A 22,608-nucleotide genomic window follows, 5' to 3' on the forward strand; every position below is an offset into this window, starting at 1 on the left:
GGTGGGAGTATGCCAGAACCACAGGGTGGAGTATAGTAGGCTTTTCACGCAACATTGACGCGGCACGACTTGATGCCTACGCTCTGGAGCATGGGAAAAATGCCGTCCAATACCAACGTCAAGTTCTGGCGCGACCCGGATCTGCCGGGCGTGGAAGTGCGTCACGCCTCCTACCTTGAGGAGACCTTTCGCAAGCACACCCATGCCGAATATTCCATCGGGCTCATCGTATCGGGCCGAACAACGTTTTTTCTGGAAGACACCATGCATGAGGCCGTGGCCGGACAGATTGCACTGATCGCTCCGAATGTGGTGCATGTCTGCAATCCCGAGCTTGATGGGGAATGGACCTATCGCATGTTCTATGTGACCCCGGCGCTGCTGGAGGCCGTGGCAGAGGAGTTGTTCGGGCCAAACGCCGGACTCCCTGTTTTCCCTTCTCCGGTGGTGGAGGACGCTGATCTTTTTGACCACTTGTTCGAATTGCACGAAGCCATCAAGGAAGGGCGCGGCAAGCTGGAGAAGGAGACACTCCTTGTTCAGGGACTGGCCGATCTGTTGACCCGTCACGCTGAGGCCGGAGAGGCCGGGGCACTTTCTGACGAGTCCGCCGCAGTTCGTCGCGTGAAGGATCATCTGGCCGCCAACCTGAGCGACAAGGTGAGCCTCGATCAGCTTTCCGAAGTGGCGCATCTGAGCCGCTATCATCTGCTGCGCGTCTTTCAGAACGAGGTGGGGTTGCCGCCCCATGCCTACCAGAATCAGTTGCGTGTCGACCTCGGCAAGCAGCTCCTTGCCGATGGCAAACCCATCAGTGAAGCGGCGCAGGAATCCGGTTTCGTGGATCAGAGCCACTTCTCCCGTGTCTTCAAACAGTACACTGGCGCCACGCCGAAGCAGTACCAGGCCGAGCACAGCTCCCGCTCCTGATTCAGTTCCGCAATAAAATACAATATCGGTCGGCCCGGTTCATCCATACTCCTCCCAGATAATTGAGAGGAGAGTATTTCATGACCAAAGAAATGGGGCCGGGCGCAACTGCCGTGGCCGAAACATCGTTGATGCAGCGGACCGTTGACCGTTTGGGGTCCGGCCTGCTCGCCGCCCTGTGCCTGACCGGAGCTGTTTTGCTCTGGGGTACATCCTTCATGGCTACCAAGTCCGCCTTGGCCGGATTTGCACCCATGATCGTCATCTGGCTGCGCATGTTCTTGGCCTCGCTCATCGTGGCCGTGATCTGGAGGCGTATCCCAGCGCCCGACTATCGCGCCGGGGATTGGAAGGTGCTTGCCTTCCTCTGTCTGATGCAGCCGTGTTGCTATTTCTTACTGGAGGGCTACGCCATCAGCCTGACCACCTCATCGCAGGCCGGGATGATCTCCGCGCTCGTGCCGCTGTTGGTGGCGGTAGGAGCATGGGCAATATTGAAAGAACCCATGTCCGCACGCGGTGTGGTCGGCCTGCTCGTTTCCATCGGTGGTGTCGTCTGGCTTTCCATGGGCGGGGCTTCCGGCGAGAATGCACCTAATCCTGCCCTCGGCAATCTGATGGAAGTGGGTGCCATGATCTGTGCCGCCATCTATATGGTGGTGCTCAAGCGGCTGTCCGTGCGCTACTCCACATGGTGGCTGACCTCCATGCAGTGTGTGGTGGGCGCGGTGTTTTTCCTGCCGTGGGCGTTGATGACGGGCGGGTTCCCGTTTGGTTCGGTGCCCATGTCGGCATGGTTGGCGGTGGGATATTTGGGGCTGTTCGTGTCGCTGGGCGCATTCGGGCTCTATAATATGGCCATGACATTCATGCCTGCCGGGAAGGCGGCCTTGTCGATTAATCTTGTTTCGCCAGTGGCGTTGATTGCTGGTTGGTTGATGTTGGGGGAGACACTGACTTTTGCTCAGATCGCAGCGTGTTGTGTGGTTGGGGGTGGGGTGTTTGTGGGGAGGAAGTAGGAAAGGCAGAAGTGGAGGCGGCTTATCAGCCGCGATTTGATGAGGAGTAGCGCGTCTTCGACGCTTGAGAGTCGTCGCTTTGCTCCTCCATGCCCTCCCGGCGGGGTTCTTTCTTGGCTGAGCCGCCCCAAGAAAGAACCAAAGAAACTCGGCTTTGTGTGCTTGGCCGCCTTCTGCTCACTCGCTAAGAATCTGATCCAAATAGAATACCTTTAATCATTATTCGCGACTATCGTCGCTGCCTAACGTATAGTTGATCAGCGGCATTCTATTTGGTCAGCTTCTAGGCTCGTGTTCAAGGGCTGGTGTAGGGCTTCGTTTGGATAGGATGAAAATTTATTGGGCTCTGAGATTTATCTTTTTCTAGTAACTTCGCGCGTAAGCGCCAATGGGATTCCAAAGGCCCTCGGCCTTTGGTCGGGTGCAGGGGTGAAAACCCTGCTAGTCCATTCTTCATCCCGCTCGTCAGAGCGGTTTCAAGACCTGATTTCATAAAAAAAGGCCGCCTCGGTTGAGACGGCCTTTGGGATTGTATTGCTTGTGCCTTACTTCAGGCCCAGCTCGCTGCGGAGGTGGTGGAAGTCGATGTTGTCGGCAACGAGTTCGGCACCCTGCTTGATCTTGATGGCGTCGCGCAGCTTGTGGCGGGAGAGGATGTCGTCCATCTTCTTTGCCACGGTGAAGGTGTCTTCGCGGACCATGATGATGGGCGTTTCGAGCACCTCGGAGCGGGTGAGGATGATGTCGTTGGGGTAAAGATTACCGGTCAGAACGAGACAGGGGCAGTCGCCTTCGAGGGCGACGAGCTGTACGTCGGAACGGTCACCGCCGACGATGATGGCGGAGTTCTTCTTCTTGCGGAAGTGGGTCATGAAGTTTTCAACCTGCATGGTACCGATGAGGAAGGACTCGACCACGCGTTCGGACTTGTTGTGCGCGGAAATGATCTTGCCGCCGAGACGATCGGCCAGGTCGCCCACCTTGATGGCGCCCATGAGAGGATCGTGAGGGATGACACCGAGAATCTTGACGCCTTTGTTTTCGAGGGCGGGACCGAGCAGCTGCTTGATCTCGTCCATGAAGTGGGGCGGCACGTCGTTGAGGATGACACCGGCGAGGAGATCGCCGAGGTGTTCCTTCATCATCATGAGGTAATCGTATTTCAGTTCTTTCTGGAAACGATCGATGATGATGGTCTTGATGCCGAGCTTCTTGATGACGGAGACGGCGTCGGTGTCACAGTACTTGCCGGAGTACATGGAGCCGGAACCGGCCACGAGGGTGATGTCCTTGGACTCGGAGATGGCCTTGTAGCCGTCCACGATCTTGTCGAGGAGTCCTTCCATCTTGCCGGTGAAGGCCTTGACCTTGAAGTCCTGAGTGACGACCACGGGGGTGACGAGCTCGGGGTCTTCGGATACGCCGAGGACGTCCTGCACAAAGGCAGCGTCTTCATCGCCCAGCTTGCCGTCGATCTCCATGGGCATGGCGCCGACCGGTTTCATGTAGCCGACGTTGAAGCCTTCTTTCTGAAGACGAAGCCCCAGACCCATGACGATCATGTTCTTGCCTGAGTACCCGGTTGTCGAGCCTATGTAGAGTCCTGCCATGCCTATGTTCCTCCTGAGTATGAAGCGTCGGATATGTCTGCGCTACCCAACTGTATAACATTGCGAAAAAATCAGCCTATGGTCAAGCGAAGGTCGGTGACCAATGCGCCTTCGGCGTTTACCAGGATCGGATTGAGCTCCGCCTCCTGAATGTCCGGGAAGTCCGATGCCATCTGTGACATGGACAATAAAATATCTTCGATGGCTGCTAAATCCACCGGGTCTTCGCCGCGCGCACCGCGCAACAGCGGGAAAGATTTGATCTCGCGCACGATGTCCTGCGCGTCTTGCAGGGTCAGCGGCGCGAGGCGGTAACTGATGTCCTTGAGCACTTCGGCGGACGGCCCTGCCAGCGAGAAAGAGATGAGGGGACCGAACTGCGGATCCTGCGTGAACTTGACCACCACTTCACGTGCCTTGGTCGGGCCCATGGTCTGGACAAGACAACCGGCGAGATACGCGTCGGGGCGTTTGCGCTGGGTGCGGGTGGTGATATCGAGCCATGCGTCACGCACTTCACGCGGGGTGTGCAGGTCGAGGGCCACGCCGTCCACGTCGCTGCGATTGGCGATGTGGGGCGAAACGATCTTGAGCGCCACGGGGTAGCCGAGCTTCTTGGCTGCGCGCACTGCCTGATCACTGGTACGAACAAGGCGTGTCTCCGGGATGGGCAGCTCGTAGGCCATGGCCATGTCCATGGCGTCGGCAAAGGGAAGCTCCTTGAGCCCGATCTTGCGAGACTTGCGGATGAGACGTTCGGCCTTGCCCTTGTCACGGCGGAAACACACTTCCACTGGGAAGGGGCGATGGCGCCAGCTGTACTGGGCGTGCATGGCCGAGATGGCGCGGATGGCGGGCTCGGGATAACCGTAGCAGGGAATGCCTGCGGCCAGCAGCATGTCGCGGCCGGGGCCGATTCGCTCATCGCCCATGAAGCAGGCGAAGATCGGCTTGTCGCAATCCTTGGCCACTTCGATGACGGCCTGGGCGGTCTCTTCGATCTCAGCCGATGCCGTGGGCGTCAGCAACACCATGATGGCGTTGGTAAATTCGTCGGTTGCCACTGCCTCGAGAGTGACGCGGTAGCGGTCTGCCTTGGCATCGCCGATGATGTCGATGGGATTGTATATGGCGGCAAAGGGCGGCAGGGCTTCGGACAGGATGTCCAAGGTCTTCTGCGCCGGACGGGCCAGATGCAATCCTGCGCCTTCACAGGCATCGGCAGCCAGAATGCCGGGACCACCGGAGTTGGTGACAACGGTCAGATTCGGGCCTTCGGGCAGGGGCTGGGTGGCAAAGGCGCGGGCAAGGTCGAACAGTGCTTCCAGATCGTGAACCTGAATGATGCCTGCCTGTCGCAGGGCAGCGGTGGAGGCCACCACGGAGCCAGCCATGGAGCCGGTATGGCTCGACGTGGCGCGTGCGCCGGACTGGGTGGTACCCGCCTTAATCATGATGACCGGTTTCTTTTCGGTCACCAGTCGGGCCTTGCGGAGAAATTTTTCGCCATCGTCCACACTTTCGAGGTAGCCGATGATGACCTTGGTCTCGGGATCGTCGCCCAACGCTTCGAGGACGTCGGCCTCGGACAGGCCCGCCTTGTTGCCGAGGCTCACGAACTTGGAGAAACCGATGTTCTCGCCGTCGGCCCAATCCAGAATGGCGGAACAGAGTGCGCCGGACTGGGAAAAAAATGCGATGGAGCCCTTGGCGGGAGATGCCTGCGCAATGGTGGCGTCCAGACCGTTCTCGGTATTAACGAGGCCAAGAGAGTTGGGGCCGAGGAGCGTGATGCCCTTTCGGCGAGCGAGATCGGCCATGGCCATTTCCAGCTCAAAGCCGTCGCGACCGGTCTCACGGAAGCCCGCGGTGATGACGCAGATGGCCGAGACATTGGCCGCTGCCAGATCTTCCATGGCGGTCAGAACTTTCTCGCGTGGCAACGTGATGATGCCGAGGTCCGGCGGTACTGGCAGATTGTCGGTGGAGGTGGATACTTCCAGTCCGAGGATTTCACCGCCTGCGGGATTGACGGGAAACAATTTCCCCTTGTACCCTGCGCGCAGAATGTTGGACATGATGACATGGCCGAGTTTACCCGGATGTCTCGATGCACCGACAACGGCAATGGAGTCGGGATTGAAAAGGTGCTTTAGTTTCGCGTTTGATTGCATAGACCGCAGGAGGTTGAATGGATACAGGTGACCTTCAGGATTGTATTCACCATAGGTTTGACCAAGTCAAGCTTCTCACCACCGCGCTGACGCATAGTTCTTACGCCAACGAACAGGAGTGCAATGACGACAACGAGCGTCTTGAGTTCCTGGGCGATGCCGTATTGGAGCTGTGTATTTCCGAAGAAGGCTTTAAACGCTTTCCGGAAGCGCCCGAGGGGCAGCTGACACGGATCAGATCCCAGTTGGTTAAGGAAAAGAGCTTAGCAACCTTGGCTCGGGAAATGAAATTAAACAAGTATATTCTGCTCGGCAAGGGTGAAGAATTGCAGGGCGGCCGTGAACGCGACGCGCTGCTGGCCGATGCTTTCGAGGCCGTGCTGGGCGCGGTTTTCCTCGACGGGGGGTTCGAAGCCGCCAAGCAGACCATACTGCATGTCTTCCGTGACAAATGGCCTGAGCAGGCCAAGGTGCCGGAAACAAAAGACTATAAAAGTCGATTACAGGAAGTCTCGCAGGACCGTTTCAAGGACCGTCCCATTTATGCCCTTGTCGGGACCAGTGGCCCGGAACACGAAAAAGTCTTCGACGTGGACGCCACCCTGCCTACCGGCGAAGTTTTTCGCGGCAGCGGCTCCAGCGTGAAACGCGCTGAACAGGACTCTGCCATGAGGGCATTGGATTATCTGTTTGATATGTAGCTGACAAAGACTACACCGGAACCAAAAAGAAACTCCCCGGCTGCGAAAGCGTCCGGGGAGTTTTTCCTGTTGTGGAGATTGGTTCGAGTGCGAGGCGCAAGCAACATGATGGGCCGCCGCGTACGCCAGTACGCAAGGGGCAGCATGTTGCGCAGCAACGAAGCAATCGGGCCAATATCCGCAACAGGAAACAACCGGAATCGAGCTCGGGGGTGTGTGCCCCCGAGCGGGATTCCGATTGTCTTCAGTCGTATGATGTGTCTTACGACTAGCCGCCGATGAGCTGCATGGCCATTCTCGGCAGAGAGTTGGCCTGTGCCAGCATGGCAACAGCGGACTGGGTGAGGATCTGGTTGCGGACGAATTCCGTCATTTCAGTCGCCACGTCGACGTCAGAAATACGGGATTCTGCAGCCTGCAGGTTCTCGGACTGGATTTCCAGGTTGGTGATGGTGTTTTCCAGTCGGTTCTGCATGGAACCAAGGTTAGCGCGGATCTTATCCTTGGAGATAATGGCGTTGTTAATCGCCGCCATGGCAGCCTGCGCCAGCGCCTGGGTGGAGATCGCCTTACCCGCATTGATCTCCTCGGTGGTGCTACCGGACTTGGCGGCAGCAGCGTGACCGAGGCCGAATGCGGATGCAGTCGATCCCTGAATGGCAATGTAGTAGTAATCCTCGGCAGAGTCGTTACCGGTACCGAAGTGAATCTTCAGCGGGCCAGTGGACGAAATGCCGCGACCATTGTGCGGGTTGGTCGCAGAGCCGAGGTCACCGGAAAGGTTACCATTCAGGAGGTAAATTCCGTTGAAGTCGGTGGCAGTCGCGATACGATTGATTTCCGAGGACATAGCCTGGTACTCGGAGTCAATGATCAGACGCTGGTCGGAGTTGTAGGTACCGGTGGAAGCCTGCATCGCAAGTTCCTTCATGCGAATGAGCTTTTCATCGATAACCTGCAGCGCGCCGTCAGCGGTCTGAATCAGGGAGATCGCATCGGATGCGTTTCGGATGCCCTGGTGCAGAGAGCTGATTTCCGAACGCATGAGTTCGCGAATCGCCAATCCGGCAGCGTCATCAGCAGCCGTGCCGACACGCAGACCGGAAGACAAACGCCTGGTCGAGACACCCAGACGACCATAGTGGTCAGTCAGGTTTCTCTGGGCGTTCATCGCCATGAGGTTGTGGTTAATGACTAAAGACATCTGAACCCTCCTTGTTCGATCGTCAAATCCATTTGCGCTTTCTTAAGCAGCATGTGTGCCAACAATGTTTTATTAAGTAATATTAAGCCTGTATCCATCTAAATAAAGTCTAGAAAGGCCATATTTACCGGGGGGCGAAGGGGGCAGAAAGTGCCGATTGTCAAGGGTTTGGCAGCTTGGCAGCAAAAAATGCCTGTTTGAAAATGGCTGATAAAAGGTAAAGAAAGGCAAGGAGAGCTACGCTGATGACTATTCAATATAAAGACACCAAGAGCATTGATGCGGCAGCACTGGGCGCGCTCTATCAGGCCCAGGGGTGGAAGTCCGGCGACTTCCCCGAAACCATCGCCAAGGCCATGGAGGGCTCCGACTTGGTCATTTCAGCCTGGGACAAGGACAGACTCGTAGGATTGGCTGCAGTCCTGTCTGACGGCCATCTGGTGGCCTATCTGTCCTACCTGCTGGTGCACCCCGACTACCACGGTCAGGGGATCGGCCACGGCATCATGGAACGGTTGGTAGAGCGTTACAAACACGTCCTGCGCAAAGTTCTCATCTCCTTCGATGAGAAATGCGGCTTCTACGAACGTTACGGCTTCAAAGGCAACAAAACCCGAACCCCCATGTACCGCCGCGAATACGACACGGACTACTGATTTTTGCGATAGCCCTTCCCCAAAAAAACACCCTGAGGGCCTTGGGTGCGCAGCACCCAACACCGGGTTAACGCCCACCGCCCCAAGCAAGATATTCTTATCCCCGACCACGTGAGGCTTGTGAGAGTGGTGCAGCTGCAAGGCGACGGGCACGATTCACCCGGAGGCGTAGCAACGCTACGGTGAGGATTGAATCGCGCCCGTCAACGCAGCAGATGCGCCGCTATCGCAAGCCGGCGCACCATGCAAAACCAGAACGGCCCGCTCGTAAGAGCGGGCCGTCTGGTTTTCGATGTCCCGGGCGGGTCAGACTCGGGACTGGAGAAGGAGTCTTATCAGTATGGGTTACACTTAAGACCTTGGGTTATTTGACTAACGCTTCATGGCGATAACTTCGCCGAGCATGGAGTCCGTGGTTGTGATTACCTTGGTGTTTGCCTGGAAACCGCGCTGGGTGGTGATCATTCGGACGAACTCGGTGGCCATGTCGACGTTGGACATTTCCAGTGAGTTGCCGTCAATGGTTCCCTTGCCAGAAGAGCCTGCCTGACCGGTCAGTGCCGGGCCGGATTCATTGGTTTCCGTGAAGAGATTACCGCCGTCACGACGCAGGCCGTGCTGGTTGGTAAAGGTTGCCAAGGTAATGGAGTAGAGCTCGAGGACCTGTCCGTTGGAATAGTTACCGGTCAGGATACCATCGCGGGAGACGGAGATGTTCTGCAGGATACCTGCGGAGTAGCCGTCCTGGCTCTGGAACAGGGTGGAGGAGCCGCCGGTGTCGAAGCTCTGAGTGGACAGGGCGCTGACAGAGGGGTCCTTGAAGTTGGGCAGCCAACCAGTGTTACTGACGTAAGACATCTGAGCTGCGTTGGCGAAGGTGGGCAGGGTGCCGAGCTGTGAAGACCAGCCCTTGGTCACTGCGCCACTGCCGTTACTGGACAGATCCTTGTTGGACAGGCCGAAGTTCAGCTGCAGAGGAGTCGCGTTCGTCGACTCAGCGGTACTGGCGTTGGACTTGCCCAGGAAGTTGGCGGTAAATACCGGATAGCCCGAGGTGGAGAAGTCGGCCAGATCCCAGTTGGAAAGGCTCTTGGGACCGAGGGAGCCACCATTGGACTTGAGCGTGTAGGCGCTCATGCCCGACAGGGTACCAGTGGTAAAAGTCATGGTGCCGATCATGAGGACGCCGGCTGCCGAGGTCTGGCCCTGGCCGATGGCGGTCAGGTTGCCGTCCGCACCGGAGAGGGTGCGCTTGTCAGCAGTGGGGTCAACAGTGATCATGTATTCCCATACGGTGTCGCCACCCGCGTTGGACAAGGTGACCGGATCAAAATAGGCGGTCACGTTGTGCGCGGTACCGATGTCGTCATATACCTTCAGGGTGGTGGCATATGCGTATGAGGTGGACGGGAGTGGGGTGTCCGCGGTGCCGTCCCAGTTCTGGAACATGGCGAAGTAGGGGTTGGTGGAACTGGTAGAGTTGTCCGATGCGTCGGGATCGAGGTTGGTCACCATCTCAACGGTACTGGTTGCCTTGGGCGGCGACTGGAAGTTCTCCAGGCGGATGTCCGTGGGCGTGCCGATGATACGTGTGGTGTCGGAGCTGGTGTTGGTGGACGAGGACGTGGTGGAAACGGTGGTGGTGGACTGCTCCACTTCCCAACCCTGAACCACGTATCCGTGCGGATCTACCAGATAACCGTCGTCGTCGAAACGGAAGTTGCCGGCGCGGGTGTAGAACTTGTCTTCCTGTCCCTTGGGCGAGACGGTGAAGAACCCGTTACCGGAGATGGCCATATCCGTGGACTCGGTGGAGGACTCGAAGGACCCCTGGCCGTAGTCGGAGTAGATGGACGAGACGCGCACGCCGCGACCCACCTGGCCGATACCGTTGACTGTTGCAAAATCTTGGCTCAACAGGTCCTCGAAGTGCATTCGAGAGCCTTTGAAGCCTGTGGTGTTGACGTTGGCAAGGTTGTTGCCGATGACCGTCATTCGTTCGGAGTGCACCGTCAAACCGGTGATGCCCGAATACAGTGATGAACCTAAACCCATGATAACCTCCTATCTCTTCTCCAAGAGTCCGGGGCCATTCTTCCCCGGTCGGTATTGTGCCTGTTGACTATTCCGTTTCCGTGGTGGTCTCGGAGTCGGTGACCGGGGCGGTGCCCGGGTCAACGATTTCCTTGACGTTCAGGAAGCTCAGGAATCGTCCATCCTTGAGGCGCAGGTACTGTGTGCCGCTTTCGTTGACCACTGCGTCAACAGTACCGGAAATTTCTGTCTGGACCATGACGGGCTTACCGTCCACATCCGTACCCAGGATGCCGATGCCGTACTGACCGTCAGGTACAGTCTGGCCGCCTTCGTTCTTGCCGTCCCATTCGTACTGGTAGGAACCGGCCTGCTTGCTGCCCAGATCGATTGAACGGATGATGGCGCCTTCGTCGTCGTAGATGTTCATCATGATCTTCGAGACGGGCTCGCCAAAGCCGTAGTAGATGCTGGTTGCGTTGCCTTCGTTTACACTGATCTTGTAACCTTCGGCCTTGACTTCCTTGCCGATGAAGCTGACGGCGGAGAGCATGTCGGTCTGCTGCATGTTGGTGCCCAGATCGTTGATGCCTTCGTTGATGTTGGTCAGCTGCTCAAGGCTTGAGAATTCCGCCAGCTGGGAGGTCATGTCGGTGTCCTCCATCGGGCTGAGCGGATCCTGGTGGGTAAGCTGTGCCACCAGGATGGTCAGGAAATCATCCCTGTCCATTTGTGTCTTGTGCTCGGGAGTATTGGATGCCGCCATTCGCGACTCCTGTGCTCCCAAGATTTGTCCAGTGCTGTCTACGTAACCCATGATAGACCTCGCTATGCAATAACGTGTAACCCTTGGTCGGCATGATTTGCCTGCCTATGTACGTTTTGCATTTCTTGAGCCAAGCTTGAGCTTTCTTCACGCATTTGCTTCATGTGGTTGCGCATTGCGACCATGGCTTCGCGATCGCGGGCGAGGTTGTGTTCATTGGATCCGAACCAGTTATCGAAACTCTGGTCACTTGCGAGCCCTGTCTGGACTTCCAGCTTATCGACCTTTAAGCCTTGGTTTTCTAAAGAACTCTTAAGAACATCAATGTTCTCCATGATGACTCTGGCGGCGTCTGCATTCTCTGCCCGGATGGTGGCGCTGACTTCCTTGCCGTTGACCTGCAGCATGACATTCAGCTTGCCGAGATTTTCCGGAGTGAGTTGCAGGGTGAGCTGCTTGGCACCATTTTCAAGGGTCTTGATGAAGCCGTTTTCCACCTGACGCATGACCTTGGGGGCGGAAATCTTTTCCCACGCCTGGGTCTTGGACTGGGTGTTGGCGTTGGCTTCGGCCAGGCCGGTCTTGAGCATGGACTCGATACCCTCGGTCTTGCCTGTGAAGTTGGCCGCAGGCTTGTGGGTGGAGTTTTCCTGAAGCTTGCCAAAGAAGTTGTTCCAGGTTTCGTCGGATTCACTCTGTCCGGCGTCCTGATCCATCACTTCCTGCTTGGTCTGCTCGGGCATGGACTTCTGCTCAGTCTTGGTGCGGACATTGGTGTCGGCCTGAGTGTCCCTGCGCTTCTCTACCGCTTCCTTGAGGTCTTCCTTGGTGGCGACCTTGGGGCCATCCTCAGCCACGCGAGGCTTGAGGTCCACCTGCTCGTTCAGATCCTTGGCTGCGGTGGTCTCCTTGTGGTTCTCCTTCATGGCGGCGACAAAGGCCTTGCCGATGGAGCGAACCAGGTTCACGTCCTTCTGATCAAGATCAGCCATTTCCTGACGGATCATGGTGAAGGCTTCCTTCACTTCCTTGGCCATCATGTTCTGGCCAAAGGCTTCCTTGATCTTGGAGGTGAACTCCTTGGAGAAATTCATGGCTGCGGAAAAGGCTTCCAGCTCTTCCTTGGAGAACAGCAGATTCTTGGTGTCCGGCATCTGATCGATCTTCGCCTGCAAGGCTTCCATCACGCTGGCGGTGTCGCCCTGTTCCAGCTGCTTGATCAGCTTGGCGGATTCCTTTTCGTTGAAGCCGAACTTGGAGAAGAAGGTGTTGAGATTTTCCTTTTGCTCGTCGGTCAGATCAACCTTGCGAAGCTCCTTCATCTTGTGAGCCACGGTGGAAACGAATTCGCCCCACGTCATGCCTTCTTCACTGTTGACCTTCTCTTCGATCTCGGCAATCTCCGCTTCGCTCATGCCATATTCCTCGAGGTCGTCCCTGACCTGATCGAGGTCTTCCTGCGTCATCTTCTGGTCGCGGTCACGCTCAACAGCATGCTGTGGGTCTTCCTTGACGGGAGCCTTGGTGTTGGCGGCGTTGACCGGGGCTTCCGTCTCGGTAGCGATTTCGGGAGCGCTCTCAAGCATTTGGTCCTCAGTAGAGACGGGCTTCAGGGCAAGCTCGTTCTCCATGCGGGTGGAATGCTGGTCGAACAATTCATTGAACAGCGTCTGCTGTTCGCTGCTCTTGGCACTGGAAAATTTTCCTGCCTTGTATTGTTCGGTAGCTGTCTCCAATGCGATGCCGGGAATATTCTGCATGGTTTTCTCCTTCGGTGCCTTTTCAATCAAAAGGCGTGCCAAAAAGGAAACAGCTAAATTACAGCAACTTATGGGGTGGCTCGGTGGGAAAAAAACGCCGCTTTCGGCGGTGGGCTGGTTTTTGTGAGGGACGAAAGTCAGGGCAGGAGGTCGGCCTGCGACCTCCATCCTCTTATTCTTATACTGACTATCGGCAGCAGCCGATCAGGGCTTCGAGATGCGTCATGGCAAGCTTCCATGCCGCGCGATCGTAATTGCCATTCTGTAGACCCATGTGCACGAACCCGGTGAAGGGTTTGGCAATGGCAGGGCTGTCCGCCCAGAAGGTGTCGTCTCTCAGGGAACCGGTCTTGAGTCCGTGGGTGAACTGGCGTCCTATCTTCGGCAGATGAGCGAGCAACTCGTCGGCCAAAGCCGGGCTGTTGTCGGTCAATTCCTGCCAGAGCCCGCGCACTCTTGTCTCGTCAAATGCATTGAACAAGGAGAAACGATAGGCAAAGAAATCCTGCCAGAATCGTGAGGCATATCGCTCGTTGTCCACTGGTTCGGAGTCCAGCCGGTGCAGATGATAGAGGCCGCTCTTCTTGCCTGTGAGGTGAAAGGACAGACCGGGTAACCGCATTTTGGCGAGCTTGTTACGATCGTCTCCGGCGATGATGCGACTGGCGAGCACAGCGATGCGCTTGGGATCGAAAGGATCGTGACAATGGAGCCGTGAACGGGTGCACTGCCAGCATCCCTTGGCGCATTCCATGTCGGCACGAAGCACATAGTGGTTGGGCATGAAGGGGCCGGTCTCCCACGGATTGACGTTGCCCATGGAAAGATTGAGGCATCGAAGCCCTGTCCAGGCTGCCAGGTGCATGGGGCCGGTGTCCGGGGTGATGAACAGACTTAAGGTTTGCCCGATGGCTGCCATCTCGTCCAAACCGAGCTTGCCGCACTGGTTGAGAACCGGAGCATTGGCCAGTCGTACTACCTCGTCGCCCATTTCTACCTCGGCAGGGCCGCCGAAAATGACCGGGTGCATGCCGCGCTGCAACAGATGGCGAATGAGCTCTGCCCAGAACTTCGGGGTGGGGCGCTTGGCTGCTTCGCTGGCACCGATGAACAGGCCGACGCTCTTCTTGTCGGCTTTATGGGTGCGCGGTTCATTGAAGCGGGTCCTGGCCATCTCCTCGAAGGTGATGACGTCCATCGCGTTGAGCTCGGCCCAGTGGTAGCGGTTGTAGAGATTGTTTTTGACCAGCGAGGTTCGGTAGAGCTGCCACTGACCATGCACGAAATAGCTGCCGTCCTCGGATTGCACCGGGCCGATCTTGTGGTCTGCCTTGACCTCGTCGGCCAGACGGGCTGCTTTTTCCTGAATGCTCAGGTTGATGACCAGCTCGTAGTCGTGCTGCTTGAGCACGTGGGTGCCGGTCCACGGGAAATAGGTCACGGCTGGCGAGACGCGCATGAGCGGCTCATAGAACATTTTCTCTGCCGCTACGAAGATGGGGTGTCCCGGGTATTTCCGGGAGAGCCACAGCGCCAGCGGATAGGACAGGATGAGATCGCCCATCCTTTGCATTTGCAGCACGAGGATCGGTTTCTTGTTCACCGCATGCTCCTAGGCAAAGGTCTGGCGCATGTTTTCCAAAAGTGAAGCCATGCGATGGTCGTAGGTGTGTTCGGCAAGGATGCGCGTGCGGGCGGCCTCGGCAATGCGTTGCCGCTTGTCAGGAGCATTGAGGTAGATGTCCACCAGCCCGGGGATTTCGTCCGGGTGATTGTAGAACACGATCTCGCGCCCCGGCTCGAAGAGGTCTTCCATCTGTCGGCGATAATCCGTGAGCAGGAACGCACCGCAGCAGGGAACGTCGAACACGCGCTGGTTTACAGCACCCTTCATCTGCTGGCTGGTGCAGTTGAAGTTGATGTCACTGAGGGGATAAAAGTCGGGCAGATCTTCATAATAGGACAGCTCGGAGTGATACCGCCATCCTTCGCGACCTTGGAGCAGTTCATGCCAGCCCGGGTCGCCCACGATAAGGGCATCGAAATCCAGAATGCGCAGGACGCAATCCAGCCGGTACATGAGGGTGGCCTGCCATGTCAGAAACGTCTCGAACGCCTGCTTGCGTTCGGGTGTTCCCAGCGCTTCAAAATCGTCGCGCAGTTCCGGGAAATTCTTTTTCAGGAAACGACCGGAGCATCGTTCTTCCGATTCGCCGAATGCCTTGGCCACCATGATACCGGATTCTACCAGTCGTTGTGATGGCATGGCTGCCTCGATGCGCCTGATGGTCTTGGTGAGCATGGAGTTGCCCACGAACGAGATGGGGGCGCGCCACGCTTCCACAGGCTCGGCCCTGTTGGGGACCAGCCGAGTTGGGTCGGCGGCCAGCGGCAGATGAAATACGTTGTCGAAGCCCATCTCTTTCAGGGATTCGATGTTGTCCACATCCCATGTGAAGATGGCGGAGCGGGCATCATGCAGATTCTGATACGCGCCGAGGATGAGATGGGGATTGTCCACGAACCACGAGGCCAGCGGTACGTCGAACTTGTCCAGCAGGGTGGTGAGCACACCTTCCCGGTCCACGCCCAGATGATTCACGGTGAGCACGAAGTCCGGTTTGAACGAGGTCAGGGTGGAGACCATCTTGGACACAAAGGTGTCGAGGTCCATCTCACGAGTACCGAAATCCATGAGCAGGTGTTCGATATCAAGGCGTCGGCAGGCCGCCTCCAGCTCTCCAATAAGGAAATACTGGCTGGTGAGGAGGAGGATGCGCGGCTTTTCTTCTCGGAATTTGGGCCATGTAGTGAGTGTGGACTGCATTGTATGTGTCTCTATCGGTCGGGTGGGGATTTGTCCATAGGGTGGTTACAACTGTATCCACGTCGTGTCGTTGCGGGAACTCTCCAGACAGGTCTCGATGAACTGCACGCCCCGCAGGCCATCTTCGCCAGTGGGGAAATCCGGCGCTGCGCCGTGGGCGATGGTGTTGCAGAAATTGGTGTAGATGTTGGCAAAGGCGAGGAGCCAGCCTTCGGGGTGGCCGGGGGGCGTGTGGGAGAATGCCTGCGCGCCGGGGGTCAGGTCCGGGGTGCCGCGCACGATCGTCCGGGCGGGTTGGCCCAGCGGCATGTGGCGCAGGTGGTCCGGGTCTTCCTGATGCCACTCCAGCCCGCCTTCGGAACCGAAGATGCGCAGGGTGAGGCCGTTGACCATGCCGGTGGCGGCCTGTGAGTACCAGTACATGCCGCGCGCGCCGGAGTCGTATTCCGTGAGGATGGTGCCGTTGTCGTCCAGTTGACGGCCCGGCACGAGGGTGTCGAGGCGGGCGGCCAGGCGGGTGAGTTTCAGTCCGGTGACATGCGGCACGAGGTACTCCACATGGGTGCCCACGTCGCCCAGCGACAGAACGCCGCCGCTGCGGGCTGGATCAGCTCGCCACGAGGCTTGGATATGGCCCGTTGCCTCCAGCATCTCGGCCAGCCAGCCCTGCGGGTATTCGCAGTTGATGAACCTAATCTCGCCGATATCGCCGCGCGCGATCATCTCTTTCATCTGCCGCACCATGGGGTAGCCCGCGTAGGTATACGTCACGCCCAGAGTCAGCCCCTTGGAGCGGGCCAGTTCCACCAGCTCGGCGGCCTGCGCCGAGGTGTGAGTAAAAGGCTTGTCGCACATGACATGGATGCCGTGCTCAAGGCAGGATTTGACATTGGGGTAGTGCGCCTCGTTGGAGGTAACAACGACGGCGAAGTCGATATCGCCGGCTTCCAGTCGGGCCATCTCTTCGGGAGTGGCGTACAGCCGGTCTTCATTCAATCCCAATTCTGCGCCGATGGCGTGGCTTTTCTCCAGATCACGGGAAAAACATCCTGCCACCAGTTTTGCCTGTCCATTGAGCATGAGGGCGCGCCGATGCACTGCACCGACAAACGCACCGGGCCCGCCGCCGATCATCGCATATTTGAGCATGGGAATTCCTCCATGGCTCCTCGTACAACATAAATGAGATGAGTGGAAATAATGAAAGCCGCACTCAAGTCGTCATTGGGTAGGTGAAAGCAGTGAAAAGGGGAGTCTCGATTGTTTTAATGCTATTGCTTCAGAGTGGCTGGAATGGTATGGGTCTGCTTTGGTGTATTTCTCTGTAATTGTTGCATTCTTTGTATAGATACTGTTGGCGGTGTTCATGAGATTTGTATTGGTTTTTGCTATTGTATGCGCTGTGGTCTGTTCATGGCAGTTGCCTGTATTAGCGGCTGAAACGGATGAGCCCATTCGTGTGACCATGGTGTCTCCTACATGTGACAACAAGCATCCCTTTTGGAGTGAATATCTCGACTTCATGAATGCTGCTGCAGACAGTCTCGGCATTGAACTGACCCTTGTATGCGCCGGGGATCGCATCGACGCAGTGAATGTTGCCCGAAAGGCAATGGCCGACCCCGGAGCGATTGATTATCTCGTGCATGTGTATCTCGCAGCCAGTTCCTGTGATTTGCTGGAGGCGGCTGAGCGGAAAGGAGTGAACATCTTCACGGTGAATACAGGGATCATGGCGAGTGAGCGGGATGTCGTGGGCTATCCGAGAGAAAAATATGAACACTGGATTGGTCATCTCCACCCCGATGATGCAGAGGCAGGAAAACTCCTCGCCCAAAAACTTCTCGACCGCGCCCGGGCGTTGAAGATCGGGCGCGGTGAGCTCCATGTGATCGGCATTGGTGGCGGCCGTGATTCTGCGGCTTCCGTGGATAGGGGCAAGGCGTTTCAGCAGGTCGTAAAGGATGCGCCTGATGCAGACCTTTCCCAATATGTGCTGACTGATTGGGACAGTGACGTTGCGTACAAGAAGACGTGCGGTCTGCTGGTGCGACACCACAAGGCGCGAGTCTACTGGGCTGCCAGTGACGCCCTGGCCTTGGGCGCGGCAAAGGCATTGCAGGAAGCAGGGCTGGAGCCCGGCAAGGACTCCCTCGTCGGAGGCTTGGATTGGACTCACGCCGGACTGGATGCTGTCCGGAATGGAACGCTGGAAGCCTCCGTGGGCGGTCACTTTATGGAAGGCGCCTGGGTGCTGGCATTGATATATGATCATTATCACGGCAAGGATTTTTCTACCCAAGGGACAACCCAGGAATTTCACATGCAACTGGTGGATCGGAGCAATCTCGAAACGTATCTGCCTGTCCTGAACCACACCAATTGGAAACGTATTGATTTCAAGCAGTTTACCAGGACGCACAATCCTCGCTTGAAAAGGTATGATTTCAGCCCCGACGCCGTGGTTCGGCAGTTGGCCAGACGCTGATCACGCTCTGGCAAGCCGCTCTCCCCTGTGCTATCACCCCTCTCATGCGGTTTCTGTCCAAGATCATCCCGACCAAACAGCGCGGCGACCTCGGTGAGGATGCTGCGGCGAGGTTTTTGGAGCAGAAGGGCTTTCGCGTGCTGGAGCGCAACTGGCGGTTCCGGCAGTGGGAGCTGGATCTGATCTGCCGTGACGGAGACACCGTGGTCTTTGTGGAAGTGAAGACGCGGAGGGCCGGTTCCATGGGAACACCCGGCGATGCCCTGAACCGCAAGAAGCAGGCGCGGCTGGTCAAGGCGGCCAGTCAGTATCTGAGCAAACATGACCTGTGGGATGAACCGTGCCGGTTCGATCTGGCCGCGGTCATCGACACTGGTGTGTCCATGGATGTGGAGCACACTGAAAATGCATTTGATCTCACCGACCATACAGGCGGGTGGTAATATATGAGTGACTACGGAAAACTGTGGGTGGTAGCCACCCCGTTGGGCAACATCGGCGATCTGTCCCCTCGCGCACGAGAAGTGCTCATGGACGCAGACGTGATTCTGGCCGAGGACACGCGCCGGGCCGGGCTTCTGTTCAAGCGTCTTGAGCTGGAACGGCACGGGCGCCTCATGTCTTTCTTTGAGCACAACGAGGACAAACGCCTGCCCAAGGTGCTTGGATTTTTGGAAGACGGCATGTCGGTGGCATTGATCTCCGATGCCGGAACACCACTGCTGTCCGACCCCGGCTTCACCTTGGTTCGCGCCTGCCGCGACGAAGGTTTTGATGTTTCACCCGTTCCCGGCCCCAGCGCCCCTGTTGTTGCGTTGTCCGCATCCGGGCTGCCGCCGCTTCCCTATACTTTTCTCGGCTTTCCCCCGCGCAAGAAGTCACAGACAGAGAAGATGTTCTCTGCCCATCGTGACACCGGCGCGACCCTCGTTTTCTTTGAGCGCAAGTCTCGTCTCAAGGGAACGCTCTCCATTGCCTTTGAGCAGCTCGGTGACCGCGAGTTCTGCGTGGCCCGTGAATTAACCAAGGATTACGAAGAATTTCTGCGTGGAACCTTGTCTGAGCTGGACGATTTCGATTTCGAATTGCGTGGCGAATTGACGGTTATCATTGCGCCAGGCGGCGAGGATGGCGATGCTTCCGAGGAAGCTGTGGTGCGACTCCTCGAAGAGGAACGCGAGGCAGGCGGCAAGCCCAAGGAAGTGGCGCGCCGTGTAGCCGAACGCGTGTCCGGCTGGACAGCCAAGGAAGTGTATGCTTTGATGCGGGACCTTTAATTAGAGTAATGGGAGAACCGCCCATGCGGGCGGATGAAGAGTGGACGAGCAGGGCTGCCTGCCCTGCACCCGGCCAAAGGCCGAGGGCCTTTGGAATCCCATCTGCGCCTGTCGGCGCAAAAGTTGATTATATAAATAAAACAACGCCTAGCATGACGTGTTGCTTCGAGCGAAGCGAGCGACAAAAGGTTTAGGAGATTCTTAAGAACCCTTTTCCCAAAGGGTTCTTAAGCCGTCGGAGACGCCTCTCCGGCGAGGAGGCCCCCGGCAGGGCTCTTAGGCAAAGCCGGCGGCACAAACAAAATTATGAGCCTTAAATCCATACACGGTAAGGTCCTGAACGGGACACCGCTTACCGAATCCGACATCCAGTACATCGTAGACCTTCCCGACGATCGCCTCGGCGAACTGTCGGCCTGCGCCCATTCGATCCGCCAAACCCACTTCAAACAGGAACTGGGTCTGTGCGCGATCATCAACGCCAAATCCGGCACCTGCTCCGAGAACTGTTCGTTCTGCGCCCAGTCGGGCCACCATGGAGCGGAAAGCCCGGAATACCCGCTGCTGCCCATTGAAGATATCGTGGAGGCGGGCAGAAAGGCGCAAAACCACGGCGTGACACGCTTCGGCGTGGTGGCCAGCGGCAAACTGGTGGGTAGGGACGACCTCGCGGGATTCACCGAAGCCGTGCGCGGCTTGGCCAAGCTGGGCATCAAGCCGGACCTGTCACCGGGAATTCTGGACCGTTCGCAACTAAAGGCGTTGAAAAAAGAAGGCCTGAAAGGGTACCATCACAATCTGGAAACTTCGGCTTCGTTCTTTCCGAAGATGTGTACCACGCACGCCTATGAAGAGGACGTGCGGGCGGTGCGAGCCGGAATGGACGCCGGATTGTACGTCTGCTCGGGCGGTATCTTCGGCATTGGTGAATCCTGGACAGACCGGGTGGAGCTGGCCATGCTGCTCAAAGAACTGGGCGTGCCGTCGGTTCCCATGAATTTTCTGCATCCGATTGCAGGTACACCGCTGGAGAAACAGCCGGTCCTGTCGCCCGAAGAGGCGCTCAAGATCGTGGCGCTTTACCGGTTCCTGCTGCCGGATCGGACTTTGCGTATTTGCGGCGGCCGTCCCACCGTGTTTGGTGCGGAGCGGCGCAAGGAGTTGCTGACCTCGGGCATGAACGGCCTGATGGTGGGCGACTACCTGACCACCAGCGGCGGCGACGTGCTGGCTGATCTGGACGAAATCCGCGAGGCCGAACTGGTTCCGGAAATTCTTGGATAGGAGTGAGTCATGAAGAGTAATACGCTCACTGATCTGCATATGCTGGTCTGGACTTCGCTCATGGCAGCCACCATCAGCGCGGGCGCGTATCTGATCGTGCCCGTAGGTCCAGTGCCTGTCTCCATGCAGCCGCTCTTCGTCTTTCTTGCCGGATATGTGCTCGGCCCCAAACGTGGCGCCATTGCCGTGGGCCTCTATCTGTTGGCAGGCACCATCGGATTGCCCGTGTTCGCGGGCGGCAAGTCCGGCCTTGGCCATTTGCTCGGTCCTACGGGCGGCTATCTCTTCGGGTTTGCGGCGTCCGCGTATGTTTGCGGCTATGCCCGGCGGGAGTCTGCAACTATCCCGTGGCGCAAGGGTCTTGCCTATGGCGCGCTCGCACTTATTGCTGTATACGGTATCGGTGCGGTCTGGTTGAAGATTGCCCTGTCCATGACGTTTGAAAAGGCCATACTGGTTGGTGTGGTGCCGTTCATCGTCTGGGATGCGGGCAAGGTCGTACTGGCCCTGATGTGCAGCCGATATCTGGCAAAGTATCGACTGTTGCCGGGGCAGAGGTAGGAGAGGCCTGCCCGAGACGCGCTTCGTTCATAGAGAACCTAGTGCAATTATTGAAACAACCTTGCGCCGACAGGCGCACAATGGGATTCCAAAGGGTATAGCCCTTTGGCCGCCGGGGGCGAAGACACCCGACAATCGCCGCGAGCGGCATCCCTGTCTGATTTAATATAAGAAAACTTGGAATACACCGTGCATAATCCCGACTCCCACGCCATGGCTTATTGCCGCAGCTTTTTCCGCTGCTATTTGGCTGGTGCGGGCTTCAATACGCGCGGCCTGCAGAATATCGGGCTGGTGTTTGCCATGCAGCCCGGGCTGAAGGCGATCCATACCGATCCCAAGGAGCTCAAGGCAGCGCAGAAACGGTACGTACGACACTATCAGTCACACCCGTTCTGGATGCCATGCATGGTGGGCATCCTGTTGAACGTGGAGAGCGCCATCGCGGCAGGTCGGTTCCCGGCAAAGATGTTAACCAAGGTCAAGGATACCACCTCGTATACCTTGTCCGCCTTGGGTGACTCCGTATTTGCCGGCAGCATGCTGATCTTCTGGGCGCTCATGACCATCTGCCTGCTGCTGTCCGGCTGGGATACGGCGGCCCTGCTGTTTGGTCTAAGCATCTTCACGGCATTGCAGGTCTTCCGGCTGTACTCGTTCATATGCGGGGTCCGGCAGGGCTTCAAATTCCTGGAACGGCTGAAACGATGGGACCTCATCAACTGGGGGCGGCGGGTCAAGTACCTCAATGCCGCGCTCCTGGTCTGGCTGTGGACCCTGATTTGGCCGAGGCCCTACGACTGGTGGGAATGGCTCATCGGTGTAGGGGCGCTCATGTTGTTTGGCCGGTTTGTCCGTATGGGCATGGTCTCCCGCGTGTTCGCGGTGGCCATATTCGTAGCGTTGATAGATTCATTCCCGGTCATAGAGCAGTGGGTAAGAAACGCGCTTTAACTTGTTATTTTCGCCCCAATCAGCCATATAGTGGGGTGGAACAAGATTAGGATATATATGAATACCAACAATCAAACCAACAGCGACGGGGGAAACGTCCAGTCCCGCCTGGTCATCGTTGCCAACGAGCACGGGTTGCATGCCCGGCCCGCAGGTAAGCTGGCTCAGCAGGCGCAGGCCTTTGAGGCGGACATCCTCCTCGTGTATGACGAACAGGAAGTGGATGCCAAATCCATCCTCGACGTGTTGACCCTGGCCGCCGGGCCGGGTGAAAAGCTGGAAATCCGCGCATCCGGCAGCGATGCCGAACAGGCCGCGGATGCCCTGCAAACCCTGTTTGCAAATAAGTTCGAAGAGTAAAAC

General features: G+C 57.4%; 20 protein-coding genes. 11 read left to right on the forward strand and 9 right to left on the reverse strand.

Going from position 1 to position 22,608, the window contains the following annotated elements; all coding sequences use genetic code 11:
• Positions 1-99 precede the first annotated feature (99 nt).
• Together HFN16_RS08430 and HFN16_RS08435 are read left to right on the forward strand one after the other, a co-directional pair.
• Positions 100-930, forward strand: a complete 831-nt coding sequence (locus tag HFN16_RS08430; protein ID WP_247648481.1) for an AraC family transcriptional regulator — start codon at positions 100-102, stop codon at positions 928-930.
• Between the two features lie 80 nt (positions 931-1,010).
• On the forward strand, positions 1,011-1,949 hold the full coding sequence (locus tag HFN16_RS08435) for a DMT family transporter (protein WP_168890337.1): 939 nt from the start codon (positions 1,011-1,013) through the stop codon (positions 1,947-1,949).
• A 545-nt stretch (positions 1,950-2,494) separates the two neighbouring features.
• Here HFN16_RS08435 and HFN16_RS08440 read toward each other — a convergent pair.
• Together HFN16_RS08440 and HFN16_RS08445 are read right to left on the reverse strand one after the other, a co-directional pair.
• On the reverse strand, positions 2,495-3,559 hold the full coding sequence (locus HFN16_RS08440; protein WP_168890338.1) for a phosphotransacetylase family protein: 1,065 nt from the start codon (positions 3,557-3,559) through the stop codon (positions 2,495-2,497).
• 71 nt (positions 3,560-3,630) lie between these two features.
• On the reverse strand, positions 3,631-5,733 hold the full coding sequence (locus HFN16_RS08445; RefSeq protein WP_168890339.1) for an acetate--CoA ligase: 2,103 nt from the start codon (positions 5,731-5,733) through the stop codon (positions 3,631-3,633).
• A gap of 17 nt (positions 5,734-5,750) precedes the next feature.
• On the opposite strand from HFN16_RS08445, the gene rnc reads away from it, so the two are divergent.
• Entirely contained in the window at positions 5,751-6,434 is a 684-nt protein-coding gene (gene rnc, locus HFN16_RS08450) for a ribonuclease III (RefSeq protein ID WP_168890340.1), read from the forward strand.
• A 268-nt stretch (positions 6,435-6,702) separates the two neighbouring features.
• Here the strand turns inward: rnc and HFN16_RS08455 are convergent, their stop codons facing one another.
• Complete coding sequence (locus HFN16_RS08455; protein ID WP_168890341.1) at positions 6,703-7,638, reverse strand: flagellin; 936 nt, start codon at positions 7,636-7,638, stop codon at positions 6,703-6,705.
• 245 nt (positions 7,639-7,883) lie between these two features.
• Here HFN16_RS08455 and HFN16_RS08460 point away from each other — a divergent pair, with 245 nt between their 5' ends.
• On the forward strand, positions 7,884-8,294 hold the full coding sequence (locus HFN16_RS08460) for a GNAT family N-acetyltransferase (RefSeq protein WP_168890342.1): 411 nt from the start codon (positions 7,884-7,886) through the stop codon (positions 8,292-8,294).
• Between the two features lie 372 nt (positions 8,295-8,666).
• Here the strand turns inward: HFN16_RS08460 and HFN16_RS08465 are convergent, their stop codons facing one another.
• From HFN16_RS08465 to HFN16_RS08490, 6 genes are all read right to left on the reverse strand, one after another.
• Positions 8,667-10,349: a flagellar hook protein FlgE gene (locus HFN16_RS08465; RefSeq protein WP_168890343.1), complete on the reverse strand. Its 1,683-nt coding sequence runs from the start codon at positions 10,347-10,349 to the stop codon at positions 8,667-8,669.
• A 67-nt stretch (positions 10,350-10,416) separates the two neighbouring features.
• Positions 10,417-11,094, reverse strand: a complete 678-nt coding sequence (locus HFN16_RS08470) for a flagellar hook assembly protein FlgD (RefSeq protein WP_348771076.1) — start codon at positions 11,092-11,094, stop codon at positions 10,417-10,419.
• Positions 11,095-11,156: 62 nt separating this feature from the next.
• Positions 11,157-12,854, reverse strand: coding sequence for a flagellar hook-length control protein FliK (locus HFN16_RS08475; RefSeq protein ID WP_168890345.1), 1,698 nt, complete (start codon positions 12,852-12,854; stop codon positions 11,157-11,159).
• 187 nt (positions 12,855-13,041) lie between these two features.
• Positions 13,042-14,457 (reverse strand): glycosyltransferase family 9 protein, encoded by a 1,416-nt coding sequence (locus HFN16_RS08480; RefSeq protein WP_247648482.1) that lies wholly within the window; start codon positions 14,455-14,457, stop codon positions 13,042-13,044.
• A 9-nt stretch (positions 14,458-14,466) separates the two neighbouring features.
• Complete coding sequence (locus HFN16_RS08485) at positions 14,467-15,681, reverse strand: glycosyltransferase (protein ID WP_168890346.1); 1,215 nt, start codon at positions 15,679-15,681, stop codon at positions 14,467-14,469.
• A gap of 45 nt (positions 15,682-15,726) precedes the next feature.
• Positions 15,727-16,830, reverse strand: a complete 1,104-nt coding sequence (locus HFN16_RS08490) for a Gfo/Idh/MocA family oxidoreductase (protein WP_168890347.1) — start codon at positions 16,828-16,830, stop codon at positions 15,727-15,729.
• Positions 16,831-17,047: 217 nt separating this feature from the next.
• Between HFN16_RS08490 and HFN16_RS08495 the strand changes: the two genes are divergently transcribed.
• From HFN16_RS08495 to HFN16_RS08525, 7 genes are all read left to right on the forward strand, one after another.
• Positions 17,048-18,169, forward strand: a complete 1,122-nt coding sequence (locus tag HFN16_RS08495; RefSeq protein ID WP_168890348.1) for an ABC transporter substrate-binding protein — start codon at positions 17,048-17,050, stop codon at positions 18,167-18,169.
• Between the two features lie 44 nt (positions 18,170-18,213).
• Positions 18,214-18,612: a YraN family protein gene (locus tag HFN16_RS08500; RefSeq protein WP_168890349.1), complete on the forward strand. Its 399-nt coding sequence runs from the start codon at positions 18,214-18,216 to the stop codon at positions 18,610-18,612.
• Between the two features lie 3 nt (positions 18,613-18,615).
• Entirely contained in the window at positions 18,616-19,446 is an 831-nt protein-coding gene (gene rsmI, locus HFN16_RS08505) for a 16S rRNA (cytidine(1402)-2'-O)-methyltransferase (protein WP_168890350.1), read from the forward strand.
• Between the two features lie 306 nt (positions 19,447-19,752).
• The gene (bioB, locus tag HFN16_RS08510; RefSeq protein ID WP_210772248.1) at positions 19,753-20,730 is read left to right on the forward strand and encodes a biotin synthase BioB; all 978 of its coding nucleotides are present in this window, start codon (positions 19,753-19,755) and stop codon (positions 20,728-20,730) included.
• A 9-nt stretch (positions 20,731-20,739) separates the two neighbouring features.
• Positions 20,740-21,291 (forward strand): biotin transporter BioY, encoded by a 552-nt coding sequence (locus tag HFN16_RS08515; protein ID WP_168890351.1) that lies wholly within the window; start codon positions 20,740-20,742, stop codon positions 21,289-21,291.
• A 189-nt stretch (positions 21,292-21,480) separates the two neighbouring features.
• Positions 21,481-22,245: a PTS system mannose/fructose/sorbose family transporter subunit IID gene (locus HFN16_RS08520; protein ID WP_247648483.1), complete on the forward strand. Its 765-nt coding sequence runs from the start codon at positions 21,481-21,483 to the stop codon at positions 22,243-22,245.
• A gap of 57 nt (positions 22,246-22,302) precedes the next feature.
• The gene (locus HFN16_RS08525; RefSeq protein ID WP_168890352.1) at positions 22,303-22,605 is read left to right on the forward strand and encodes an HPr family phosphocarrier protein; all 303 of its coding nucleotides are present in this window, start codon (positions 22,303-22,305) and stop codon (positions 22,603-22,605) included.
• Positions 22,606-22,608: the final 3 nt, after the last annotated feature.

The organism is Pseudodesulfovibrio sp. zrk46 (genome assembly GCF_012516435.1).
Lineage (GTDB): Bacteria > Desulfobacterota > Desulfovibrionia > Desulfovibrionales > Desulfovibrionaceae > Pseudodesulfovibrio.

What these genes read in the sequence shown, in the direction of transcription:
- HFN16_RS08430 (WP_247648481.1), top strand. Translation starts at nt 100, where the DNA reads ATGCCGTCCAATACCAACGTCAAGTTCTGGCGCGACCCGGATCTGCCG.
- HFN16_RS08435 (WP_168890337.1), top strand. Translation starts at nt 1,011, where the DNA reads ATGACCAAAGAAATGGGGCCGGGCGCAACTGCCGTGGCCGAAACATCG.
- HFN16_RS08440 (WP_168890338.1), bottom strand. Translation starts at nt 3,559, where the DNA reads ATGGCAGGACTCTACATAGGCTCGACAACCGGGTACTCAGGCAAGAAC.
- HFN16_RS08445 (WP_168890339.1), bottom strand. Translation starts at nt 5,733, where the DNA reads ATGCAATCAAACGCGAAACTAAAGCACCTTTTCAATCCCGACTCCATT.
- rnc (WP_168890340.1), top strand. Translation starts at nt 5,751, where the DNA reads ATGGATACAGGTGACCTTCAGGATTGTATTCACCATAGGTTTGACCAA.
- HFN16_RS08455 (WP_168890341.1), bottom strand. Translation starts at nt 7,638, where the DNA reads ATGTCTTTAGTCATTAACCACAACCTCATGGCGATGAACGCCCAGAGA.
- HFN16_RS08460 (WP_168890342.1), top strand. Translation starts at nt 7,884, where the DNA reads ATGACTATTCAATATAAAGACACCAAGAGCATTGATGCGGCAGCACTG.
- HFN16_RS08465 (WP_168890343.1), bottom strand. Translation starts at nt 10,349, where the DNA reads ATGGGTTTAGGTTCATCACTGTATTCGGGCATCACCGGTTTGACGGTG.
- HFN16_RS08470 (WP_348771076.1), bottom strand. Translation starts at nt 11,094, where the DNA reads ATGGCGGCATCCAATACTCCCGAGCACAAGACACAAATGGACAGGGAT.
- HFN16_RS08475 (WP_168890345.1), bottom strand. Translation starts at nt 12,854, where the DNA reads ATGCAGAATATTCCCGGCATCGCATTGGAGACAGCTACCGAACAATAC.
- HFN16_RS08485 (WP_168890346.1), bottom strand. Translation starts at nt 15,681, where the DNA reads ATGCAGTCCACACTCACTACATGGCCCAAATTCCGAGAAGAAAAGCCG.
- HFN16_RS08490 (WP_168890347.1), bottom strand. Translation starts at nt 16,830, where the DNA reads ATGCTCAAATATGCGATGATCGGCGGCGGGCCCGGTGCGTTTGTCGGT.
- HFN16_RS08495 (WP_168890348.1), top strand. Translation starts at nt 17,048, where the DNA reads ATGAGATTTGTATTGGTTTTTGCTATTGTATGCGCTGTGGTCTGTTCA.
- HFN16_RS08500 (WP_168890349.1), top strand. Translation starts at nt 18,214, where the DNA reads ATGCGGTTTCTGTCCAAGATCATCCCGACCAAACAGCGCGGCGACCTC.
- rsmI (WP_168890350.1), top strand. Translation starts at nt 18,616, where the DNA reads ATGAGTGACTACGGAAAACTGTGGGTGGTAGCCACCCCGTTGGGCAAC.
- bioB (WP_210772248.1), top strand. Translation starts at nt 19,753, where the DNA reads ATGAGCCTTAAATCCATACACGGTAAGGTCCTGAACGGGACACCGCTT.
- HFN16_RS08515 (WP_168890351.1), top strand. Translation starts at nt 20,740, where the DNA reads ATGAAGAGTAATACGCTCACTGATCTGCATATGCTGGTCTGGACTTCG.
- HFN16_RS08525 (WP_168890352.1), top strand. Translation starts at nt 22,303, where the DNA reads ATGAATACCAACAATCAAACCAACAGCGACGGGGGAAACGTCCAGTCC.